This window comes from Streptacidiphilus carbonis (assembly GCF_000787775.1).
GTDB classification, from domain to species: domain Bacteria; phylum Actinomycetota; class Actinomycetes; order Streptomycetales; family Streptomycetaceae; genus Streptacidiphilus; species Streptacidiphilus carbonis.
Genome location: NZ_BBPM01000104.1, coordinates 1 through 9,288, shown reverse-complemented (window position 1 = coordinate 9,288; position 9,288 = coordinate 1). Strand labels below are relative to the sequence as shown.

The following is a 9,288-nucleotide window of genomic DNA, read 5'->3' as shown; positions in this document are numbered from 1 at the left end:
TGCCGGTCGAGGACCAGGACCGCTGGCTCAGCCGGGCCGAGGAGCTGTCCTGGAGTACCAAGCAGCTGCGCGGCGCCCTGCACGAGGCCAGGGACGGTGCCGCCGTCGCGCCCCGCGCGGCGGTCGCGGTCCGCCAGTTGGCGCTGCCCGGCGACCGGTTCGAGGGCTGGCAGCGGGCCGCGGAGCAGAGCGGACTGGAGGTGGACGAGTGGGTGCTGACCACCCTCGACTCCGCTGCCGAGATGGTGTTCGCCGCGGCGGGTGAGTCCGCGGAGCTCAGCGGGGAGCCCGCTCCCGTCTTCTAAAACCAGCACTGCGGTATCTTATGGCAGCGACTGCCAAGGGCCGCAGCGGTCAAAGTCGCCCGATTCAGGCCTAACCACCGCTAATCTCAGTAACTTTGGGCGACACGCTGCCGCCGCAGCGCCCCGATGTCCCCTCCGACGTGACACATCCGGCAGTACCTCTGGCAAAACAAACCCGGACACTGGTATGTTTTACTCGGTTCGCTGACAAGGGTTCCGCCGAAGTGGGCTGCCGGAGAATCGGGGTTGGGATGATCACGCATGAGGTCGGCTCGCGGAGTCCGCTGCCGAACTGGGAGGTGCAGCTGCTGCGCTGGCCCGCGCAGCAGGAGCTGCGCGAGGAGTACAGATCCCGCAGAGTGCCTCGGATCCTGGTGGTCGAGGCCGGCCTCGGGGCCCCGGTCTGCGACGACATCTACGAGGACTGGGTGCGTGCGCCGATCCCCTCGCACGACCTCAAGGCGCGTTCCGACGCGCTGGTCCACCGCTACCACCGCTACCACGCACCCCGGATCGACCTGGACGGCGTGCTGCGGTTCGCCTCCCAGTCGGTGACCCTCTCGCCCATGCAGGCCGAGCTGCTGTCGGTGCTGGTGGCCCGGTTCGGCCAGGTGGTGCCCCGCGAGGCGCTGCGCCTCCGGCTCCGCAGCGAGGAGGGGTCGACCACCCGCAACGCCCTGGACCTGCACATCATGCGCATCCGGCAGCGGATCGACCCGCTCGGGCTCACCGTCCGCACGGTCTGGGGCCGCGGCTACGTCCTCGACCTCGGTACGGAGGCGGCGTCATGAGCCCCTGGGAGGAGGACCGGCTGCTGGCCAGGACCGCGCGGTTCGGCGAGTGGTGGACCCTGGAACGGCTGCACGAGGCGTTCGACGGACTCGCCCGTCCGCAGGCCGCCCGGCCCGGTCCGGAGACGGCGCCGCAGGAGCGGCGACAGGACACCGACGAGGCCTCGGCCGCGGCCTGACGGGACGTCGGCCGCTCCGCTGCTCACTGCCAGTCGACGTCCCGTTCCACGGACGCGCGCCGGACCACGATGTCCCCGATGATGGTGTTCGCGTGCACCTCGACGGTTGGCGCCACGCCGACCGCCGGGGCGGTGCCGTCGAGCAGCTCCAGCGCCTGGTAGACGGTGCCGACATGGGCGTCCAGCCGGAGTGCGGCGGCGGAGCCCTGGGCGATGCCGACCTCCACGGAGCCGGAGGCGGTCTCCAGCGTCAGCGGGCCCCGAACCGCGTCGTCCACCCGGATGTCGCCCCGTGCGGCCCGCGCCTCGACCCCCGCGTGCGCGCGTCCGATGTGCAGGTCCCCGCTGTCCGCGTAGACCCGCACGGGGCCGCCGGCCGCTCCGATGCGGGTGTTGCCGGTGCCCCTGTTGATCTCCGCGGCGCCGTCGATCTCCCGGATGGTGATGTCGCCGGAGCCGGCGACGGCTTCGACGCCGCCCACCACGCTTCCCACCGTGACGTTCCCGAGGGCCGCGGACAGGTGCAGCGGGCCGGTGCGGTCGAGCCGCACATGGCCGCAGCCGGTGCTGATCGCGCACTCCCCGAAGCCGCCCGTGCCGTGGATGTCCGCGGCGAGCGAGTCGGCGTGCAGGCGTGATCCGCTCGGCACCCTGACGGCCACCACCACGGATCCGCTGCCGGGCAGCCCCTGCGCCCTGGTCGCGTCGACCACCAGCTCCCCGTCCCGGTAGTCGACCCGGGTGAGCTCGGCGGTCGTCACATCCCAGGCGTTGCCGCCGTCGCGCGGGTGCACGTCGACGGTGGTCCGGGTGCGGTCGCCCGCGGAGACCAGCGCGCGGCCGATGTTGAGACTGATCGAGACGAGGATCGGCTCAGGTGTGGCAAATTCGAATTCTGGCATGGGACTGCCCTCAAGCGGATCGCCAGGAGCCCGTGGCCTCACAGGGACGCTACAGACTGCGAGTGGATGGTCGGCGGATGCCGTTCGCGGAGCCGCTCCGCCGCGGATCCGGGGCGGAGCTCCCGCCATGACACGACGTTAGGAGCCGTGGTTATCGACCTGTTATGGGAGTCGCATCGATCCGTACGCCCGGCCGGCCGCCCGCGCCGGACGACGGCGTCCGCCGGCCGGCCGCGAGCAGCCCCCACCACGGCGGAAAGCCGGCGATATCCCGCCGATAAGGCCGGTGCCTAGCGTCGGATCCGACCGAGACGACCCAGGTGGAGGCGGAGCATGAGCGGTGACACGGCATCCGGACCGGCCGAGCTGTGGACCGGCGGACTCGACGACCCGGCCGGGCACGACGGGCACGACGGGCACGGCGACGACTCCTGCGAACCCGGGGGCGCCTTCCGGGCCGCCGTCCGGCTGGTGATCGCACTGGAGCAGCGGCTGTCCCTCGACGAGTTCGCCCGCACCCCCGTCCTCAGCAACATGGCGGCCTTCCTGGACCAGTGGGTCCCGGCGCCCGAGGCCCCGGACTTCGGCGGCTGACATGCGTCTGGTCATCGCCGAGGGCTCCGCGATCCTGCGGGCGGGCCTCGCCCACGTGCTCGGCGGCCAGGGCCACCACCTGGCCGCCGCCGTCCACGACGCCAGGGTCCTGCCGGACCTGGTCGACACCCACCGCCCCGACGTCCTGATCGCCAACGTCCGGCTGGCGCCGGACTGGGGCGACGAGGGCCTGCGGGCCGCCCTGGACGCCCGCCGCGGCCACCCCGGCCTCGGGGTGCTGCTCTTCGCCGACGCGCCCGACCCACGGCACGTGGGCCGCCTCTTCCAGGACGGCGGCGCCGGTCTGGGCTACCTGCTCCAGGACCGGATGACCGACGCCGAGGAGCTGACCGACTCGCTCCTGCGGATCGCCGCCGGCGGTGCCGTCGTCGACCCGCGCATGGTCGCCGCCCTTGCGGCCGGGACCGCGCACCGGCTCGGCCCCGCCCACCCGGAGCGCGCCGCCGGACCGGACGCCGGACCGGACGCCGACGGACTGGACGCCCTCAGCGGCAGGGAGTTGGAGGTCCTCGCGCTGATGGCGCAGGGCCGCACCAACGGCGCCATCGCCGAACGGCTGGTCATCTCCCCGGGCACGGTCGAGAAGCGGGTCGCGGCGGTCTTCGACAAGCTGCGCATCCCCGGCGGCCGCCGCGACAACCGGCGCGTCCTCGCCGTCCTGCACTATCTGGCGGCCCGTCAGGTCCCGTCCGCGGCCCCGGGACTGCGCCTGCTCAGCACGGCCGCCTGAGCCGCCGCCGGTCCCCCTGAACGAGACCGGAAAGATTGCCGGGCACCCCCCTCCCCCCTGTGGGACGCTGCCGACTGTCCGTCAAGGGTGGACTCGAGCAGTGGAGATCCGTCATGGTCCAAGGCCGCAACCCCGGCTGGATACGGCCGCTGAACGAGGTGGCCGACCCGGCCGCCCGTGTGGTGTGCCTGCCGCACTCCGGCGGATCGGCGGGCAGCTACCGCGCCTGGACCTCGGCGATGCCCGCCGACGTGCAGCTGTTCGCGGTGCAGTACCCGGGAGGCGGTGACCGGGCGGCGGCGACCCCGCCGGCCGGCGTCGCCGGGATGAGCGGACACATCGCCGAGGAACTGCTGCGCCTCGGACCGCGCGCCCTGGCAGGTTACGCCCTGTTCGGCCACCGGGTCGGCGCGCTGATCGCCTACGAGACCGCGTTGACCATGCGCGACCGGGGCTTCCCGCCCACCTGCCTCTACGTCTCCGGCTCCGCCGCCCCCGGCGGTCCGCGCGGCGACCGGGCTTCCCACGAGGCGGGCGACCGGGAGCTGTGGTCCTCGATCTGCGCGCTCGGCGGCATCGACCCCGCCATCGCCGGCAACCGCGAGCTGTGCGAGCTGCTGCTCCCCGCCCTGCGCGCGGACGTCCGCGCGGCGCGCAGCTACCGGACCCGCTCAGCAGCGAGGCCGACATGGCCGCCTGGTCGGCCACGACCACCGGCCCCTTCAGCACCCGCGAGCGCCCCGGCGGGCACTTCCACCTGTGGACCGACACCGACGGCCTGGTCCGCGACATCCTCTCCGTCCTGCCCCGGCGAGCGGCGCCGGCGGTCATCAGCCCGCCCCCGGAACTCCGCACCGGGGGCGGGAAGCGCGTTCCGCTGCCCGCCTGACCGAAGGGATCCGCCGATGCCCCCCGCCACCGTCACCGCCCGCCCAGGCGCCGCCGTCCTGCGGCAGCCGGCGGCGACGCCCCCGCGTTCGCCCGGCCAGGCCCTGATCCGGGCGATCGCCATGCTGGACGGTCTGACCCAGCCCTGCCTGCAGCGCAAGGCGTACCAGCTGTGGCAGCTGCCGCAGGCCGCGCCCGGCCGCGACACCCGGCTGCAGGCCATCGCCTCCGCCCTGATCGACCTGCGCCGCACCGGCGAGACCCACTACAACGTCCGCCGGCACGCCATGCGCAGCAGCATCGAGGACGGCCACCTGGTCCCCCTGCACGTCGCGCAGGCCCGCGCGGCCGCCCTGGGCACCGGCGAGCAGGTCCGCATCCTCGGCGAGGCCGGCCCCGGCTACGTCCTGCACCAGGTGATCGGCCAGGACTCCGCCGATCCCTTCCCCGCCCCCTGGTACGTCGTCGCCGCCCCGGACCTCGACGTCTGCCGCGCCCACGGCGCGGACGAGGTCGAGCGGGTGCGCCCGCGTCATTGAGAATGCCGGGCCTCCGAGTGAAAAGGCTTCGATAACGAAAGCGAAAGCCGTCTCCATACCTTCGATGAGAGAGCAGTAGCTGCCCTCGACCGAGGTGGGGAGAGAAAATGTTCTACGTCAATTCAGAGGTCGGCGCCCTGAGACAGGTGGTCCTGCACGAGCCCGGCCTGGACTTCGAGCGACTGACCCCCGGCAACAAGGACGCGCTGCTCTTCGACGACGTCGTCTGGGTGTCGAGGGCGCAGCAGGAGCACCGGGAGTTCCAGCAGCTCCTCCAGGACCGGGGAGTCACTGTCCACCTCCTGCACAACCTGCTCGCCGAGGCGGTCAAGGCCGACGAGGCGGCGGAATTCGTGCTCGACCGCATCCTGCACGACCGGCAGCCCCACATGGGTGCCGCACTCGCTCAGGAGACCCGCAAGGTCCTGGGCGCGATGGGTCCCAGCGAGCTGGCCACCCACCTGCTGGGCGGCCTGAACAAGCGCGAGCTCGTCGAGGCGCTGGGGGAGCGCCGCAGCGGCGGCGGCTCGCTCGGGCTCGACCTGCTGGCCGACCACGACTTCGTCCTCCCGCCGGTGCCCAACTCGCTGTTCACCCGGGACACCAGCTGCTGGGTCTACGACGGCGTCGCGGTCAACCCGATGATGATGGCCGGGCGCAGGCACGAGACCGTCAACTACGAGGCGGTCTACAACTTCCACCCGATGTTCGCCGAGAGCGGGGCGCACCGCTGGATCGACGGCGAGGCGATGGCCCCGGCCGCGATCGAGGGCGGTGACATCGCCGTGATCGGCGACGGCACCGTCCTCGTCGGCCTGGGCGAGCGCACCACCCCCGCAGGCGTCGAGATCCTGGCCCACCGCATGTTCCAGGCCGGCTCCGCCCTGCGCGTGATCGCCGTGCAGCTGCCGAAGGCGCGCGCCCTGATGCACCTGGACACCGTGATGACCATGGTGGACCGGGACGCCTTCACCCTCTACTCCGGCCTCGACCGCGACGCGCTGAGGTCCTGGACGCTGACCCCGGGCACCCGCCGCCCCGTGGAGGCCGTCGAGAACAAGGACCTCTTCGCCGAGATCGGCGCGGCGCTGGGCCTGGACGCGGTCCGGGTGCTGCAGACCCGTCAGGACCCGTACAGCGCCGAGCGCGAGCAGTGGAACGACGGCTGCAACCTGCTGGCGGTCTCCCCGGGCACCGTCATCGCCTACGAGGTCAACGAGAACAGCAACCGGATGCTTGAGGACAACGGCGTCGAGGTGCTGCGCATCAAGGGCGACCAGCTCGGCCGGGGCCGCGGCGGCCCGCGCTGCATGAGCTGCCCGATCGAGCGCGACGCGGCCTGAGCCGCCCTCCGAAGACCTCGCCGACCGCCGGCGGAAGCGGCGGCCACCGGCACCGAACTGAGATCCAACGACCCTGAGGAAGTAGTCCGATGTCCCAGAACCAGGCCGTCCGACAGGCCACCCCCCGCCACTACCTGATGTGCCGTCCGACGTACTTCGACGTCACCTATGCGATCAACGCCTGGATGGACCCCGCCAAGCCGGTCGACACCGACCTGGCGATCGAGCAGTGGGAGGGCCTGCGCCGGCTGTACCTGGAGCACGGGCACACCGTCGACCTGATCGAACCGGTCGCGGGCCTGCCGGACATGGTCTTCTCCGCCAACGGCGCGACGGTGGTGGACGACCGGGTCCTGGTCGCCCGGTTCCGGCACCGGGAGCGGGTCCCCGAAGCCGCCTCCTACCAGGAGTGGTTCGCCGCCCGCGGCTACCGCGGGGTCCACTCCGCGGAGTACGTCAACGAGGCCGAGGGCGACTACATGGTGCTGGGCGACCGGGTCCTGGCGGGCACCGGCTTCCGCACCGACCCGAGGGCCCACGCGGAGCTGCAGCGGACCCTCGGCCGGCCGGTGGTCACCCTCACCCTGGTTGATCCGCGCTTCTACCATCTGGACACGGCGCTCGCCGTGCTCTCCGACACCGAGATCATGTACTACCCGGGGGCCTTCTCGGCGGAGAGCCTCACCACGCTGCGGGAGCTCTACCCCGACGCGATCCTGGTCGACGAGGACGACGCGGAGACCTTCGGTCTCAACGCGGTCTCCGACGGCCGCGCCGTCTTCCTGCCGCACACCGCGACCGTGCTGGCCGACCGGCTCCGGGACCGGGGCTTCGAGCCGGTCGGCGTCGACCTCTCCGAACTGCTCAAGGCCGGCGGCAGCGTCAAGTGCTGCACGTTGGAGATCCGGCACCAGCCCCGCGCCTGACCCACCCCGGGCGACGGAGACGCCGAGCCCGCCACATCCACAGCTACTTGAAACGGGAGACCAACCATGGGTGCTCGCGAGAACGCCACCTACGACGTGGTGGGCATCGGATTCGGACCGTCCAATCTGTCGCTCGCCATCGCTCTGGAAGAGCGCTGCGCCAACGTCCTGACGAACTCGATCACTTCCGCCTTCTTCGAGCGGCAGTCGTCGTTCGGCTGGCACCGCAACATGCTGCTGCCCTCGGCGACCATGCAGATCTCCTTCCTGAAGGACCTGGTCACCTTCCGCAACCCGGTGTCCCGCTTCAGCTTCGTGGCGTTCCTGCACGCGAAGGGAAGGCTCGGGCAGTTCGTCAACCGGAAGGACTTCTTCCCCACCCGCCAGGAGTTCCACCAGTACCTGGAGTGGGCGGCGGCGAAGATGGCCGACGCGGTGACCTACGACTCGACCGTCACCTCGGTGCAGCTCCCCCCGGACCACGGGAGCGGCGGCGACGGGTACGTGCAGCTGGAGGTCCGCGACACCGCGGCGGGCAGCACCCGCCGGGTCAACACGCGCAACGTGGTCGTGTCGACGGGCCTGGTGCCGCGGATGCCGGACGGCATCGCGCGCGACGACCGGGTCTGGCACAGCTCGGAGTTCCTGACCAGGTACGGCCGGACCGACCCCGAGGTCCTCCGCAGCGTGGCCGTGGTCGGAGCGGGCCAGAGCGCGGCGGAGATCACCCAGTTCTTCCACGGGCGGCTCCCCCACGCGCAGGTGCACGCGATCATGCCCTCCTACGGCTACTCCGTCGCGGACGACACCCCCTTCGCCAACCAGGTGTTCGACGCCGACGCGGTCGAGGACTACTACGACGGCGACGAGCCGGCCCGGGACGCCTTCTGGCGCTACCACCGCAACACCAACTACGGGGTGGTCGACAGCGCCGACATCCAGGCGCTCTACCAGACCCAGTACGACGAGGGCGTGGCCGGCGCCAAGCGGCTGCACTTCCACAACCTCACCAAGGTCCGGGCCGTCGAGCGGAACGGCAGCGCACGGCGGGTCACCCTGCAGTCGCTGCGCCACCACGAGGTGCGGCAGCTCGACGTCGACGCGATCGTCTTCGCCACCGGCTACGCCTCCATGGACCCGACGCAGCTGCTCGGCGACCTCGACCGCTACTGCCTGCGCGACGAGTCGGGACACCATCGGGTCACCCGCGACTACCGACTGGTCACCACGCCGGAACTGTCCTGCGGCATCTATCTCCAGGGCGGCACCGAGCACACCCACGGGCTGACGTCGTCGCTGCTGTCGAACATCGCCGTGCGCAGCGGCGAGATCGCAGACTCCATCATCTGCCGGCGCGCCGAGAGCGAACTGGCGACGATCGCGGCCGAGGTCCGCGAGGCGGTCGCCGAACGCCTCTGAACCCAGCCGCTTCGCGACGCAGACCCACGGCCGCCGGTCCCCACCCCGGCGGCCCAGTCGTTCCCCGCCACGCCCCGCCGCCCCCGGCGCGGGGCTCCGTGCGTCCAGGCAGGCGACGACCGGCCGGATCCGTTCCAGCGTTCACCGTGGTCCTCGCCCCAGCCGCGCGCCCCAGCCACCCCCACTGCACCGGGGACAGCCGCTCAACCGAGTGCGGCCGCTCCGAGCGAAGCCCATCGGCCCCGCCTCACGCCAGGCCTGACGTATCCGCTACCGCTCCAGCCGGCCCGGCCCGGTGTCAACGAACGGGGGCTGCGCCAGCCGAAGCGCGGGTCGACGGTCCAAGCCTGCCCCATGGACCGCGCCGACATGGATCGTCCACGTCGGCGAAACCGTGCAGGGGGGGTGGCATCTGCTGCGGCGTCAGGTCCGTTCCGCACAGGTACCGGCACTCCGGAGCGAGACGACACCCTGGGCGAGGTCCGGCCGCGCTTGGAAGGACCGCAGCGGCCCGCCTGGATCGACTGCGCCGACAACGCGGCCCAAGGCATAAGACGCCGAAAGGCCGGACCTGGCCGCCACGCGAAAACACTCCCGCCACCCCTCCCGCCATCCCCCGGCCCCTCCCGCCATCGCCAGACCCCTCCCGCC

At 72.2% G+C, this 9,288-nt stretch carries 9 protein-coding genes and 1 pseudogene; 9 read left to right on the top strand and 1 reads right to left on the bottom strand.

What is annotated here, in order from left to right:
* From TR46_RS42975 to TR46_RS36685, 3 genes and pseudogenes are all read left to right on the top strand, one after another.
* Nucleotides 1-305, top strand: a pseudogene (locus TR46_RS42975) (LmbU family transcriptional regulator); the annotation flags it as partial.
* A gap of 251 nt (nucleotides 306-556) precedes the next feature.
* A complete protein-coding gene (locus TR46_RS36690; protein ID WP_084719248.1) occupies nucleotides 557-1,096 on the top strand; it encodes a helix-turn-helix domain-containing protein in 540 nt (179 codons plus the stop codon).
* Nucleotides 1,093-1,275: a hypothetical protein gene (locus tag TR46_RS36685; RefSeq protein WP_042411213.1), complete on the top strand. Its 183-nt coding sequence runs from the start codon at nucleotides 1,093-1,095 to the stop codon at nucleotides 1,273-1,275. The genes TR46_RS36690 and TR46_RS36685 overlap by 4 nt, the downstream gene beginning before the upstream one ends.
* A 23-nt stretch (nucleotides 1,276-1,298) precedes the next feature.
* On the opposite strand, the gene TR46_RS36680 is transcribed toward TR46_RS36685, so the two are convergent.
* Nucleotides 1,299-2,177 (bottom strand): DUF4097 family beta strand repeat-containing protein, encoded by an 879-nt coding sequence (locus TR46_RS36680; RefSeq protein WP_042411210.1) that lies wholly within the window; start codon nucleotides 2,175-2,177, stop codon nucleotides 1,299-1,301.
* Nucleotides 2,178-2,510: 333 nt separating this feature from the next.
* On the opposite strand from TR46_RS36680, the gene TR46_RS36675 reads away from it, so the two are divergent.
* From TR46_RS36675 to TR46_RS36645, 6 genes are all read left to right on the top strand, one after another.
* Nucleotides 2,511-2,771 (top strand): hypothetical protein, encoded by a 261-nt coding sequence (locus tag TR46_RS36675; protein WP_042411207.1) that lies wholly within the window; start codon nucleotides 2,511-2,513, stop codon nucleotides 2,769-2,771.
* Between the two features lies 1 nt (nucleotide 2,772).
* Nucleotides 2,773-3,522, top strand: a complete 750-nt coding sequence (locus TR46_RS36670; RefSeq protein ID WP_042411204.1) for a response regulator transcription factor — start codon at nucleotides 2,773-2,775, stop codon at nucleotides 3,520-3,522.
* A 113-nt stretch (nucleotides 3,523-3,635) separates the two neighbouring features.
* Complete coding sequence (locus TR46_RS38690) at nucleotides 3,636-4,949, top strand: thioesterase II family protein (RefSeq protein WP_052433441.1); 1,314 nt, start codon at nucleotides 3,636-3,638, stop codon at nucleotides 4,947-4,949.
* A 107-nt stretch (nucleotides 4,950-5,056) separates the two neighbouring features.
* A complete protein-coding gene (locus tag TR46_RS36655; RefSeq protein ID WP_042411200.1) occupies nucleotides 5,057-6,292 on the top strand; it encodes an arginine deiminase in 1,236 nt (411 codons plus the stop codon).
* Between the two features lie 89 nt (nucleotides 6,293-6,381).
* Complete coding sequence (ddaH, locus tag TR46_RS36650; protein ID WP_042411198.1) at nucleotides 6,382-7,218, top strand: dimethylargininase; 837 nt, start codon at nucleotides 6,382-6,384, stop codon at nucleotides 7,216-7,218.
* A gap of 66 nt (nucleotides 7,219-7,284) precedes the next feature.
* Nucleotides 7,285-8,637 (top strand): lysine N(6)-hydroxylase/L-ornithine N(5)-oxygenase family protein, encoded by a 1,353-nt coding sequence (locus tag TR46_RS36645; RefSeq protein ID WP_042411195.1) that lies wholly within the window; start codon nucleotides 7,285-7,287, stop codon nucleotides 8,635-8,637.
* The last annotated feature ends 651 nt before the right edge of the window (nucleotides 8,638-9,288 follow it).

Coding starts and splice junctions, on each gene's coding strand:
- TR46_RS36690 (WP_084719248.1), top strand. CDS start 557: ATGATCACGCATGAGGTCGGCTCGCGGAGTCCGCTGCCGAACTGGGAG.
- TR46_RS36685 (WP_042411213.1), top strand. CDS start 1,093: ATGAGCCCCTGGGAGGAGGACCGGCTGCTGGCCAGGACCGCGCGGTTC.
- TR46_RS36680 (WP_042411210.1), bottom strand. CDS start 2,177: ATGCCAGAATTCGAATTTGCCACACCTGAGCCGATCCTCGTCTCGATC.
- TR46_RS36675 (WP_042411207.1), top strand. CDS start 2,511: ATGAGCGGTGACACGGCATCCGGACCGGCCGAGCTGTGGACCGGCGGA.
- TR46_RS36670 (WP_042411204.1), top strand. CDS start 2,773: ATGCGTCTGGTCATCGCCGAGGGCTCCGCGATCCTGCGGGCGGGCCTC.
- TR46_RS38690 (WP_052433441.1), top strand. CDS start 3,636: ATGGTCCAAGGCCGCAACCCCGGCTGGATACGGCCGCTGAACGAGGTG.
- TR46_RS36655 (WP_042411200.1), top strand. CDS start 5,057: ATGTTCTACGTCAATTCAGAGGTCGGCGCCCTGAGACAGGTGGTCCTG.
- ddaH (WP_042411198.1), top strand. CDS start 6,382: ATGTCCCAGAACCAGGCCGTCCGACAGGCCACCCCCCGCCACTACCTG.
- TR46_RS36645 (WP_042411195.1), top strand. CDS start 7,285: ATGGGTGCTCGCGAGAACGCCACCTACGACGTGGTGGGCATCGGATTC.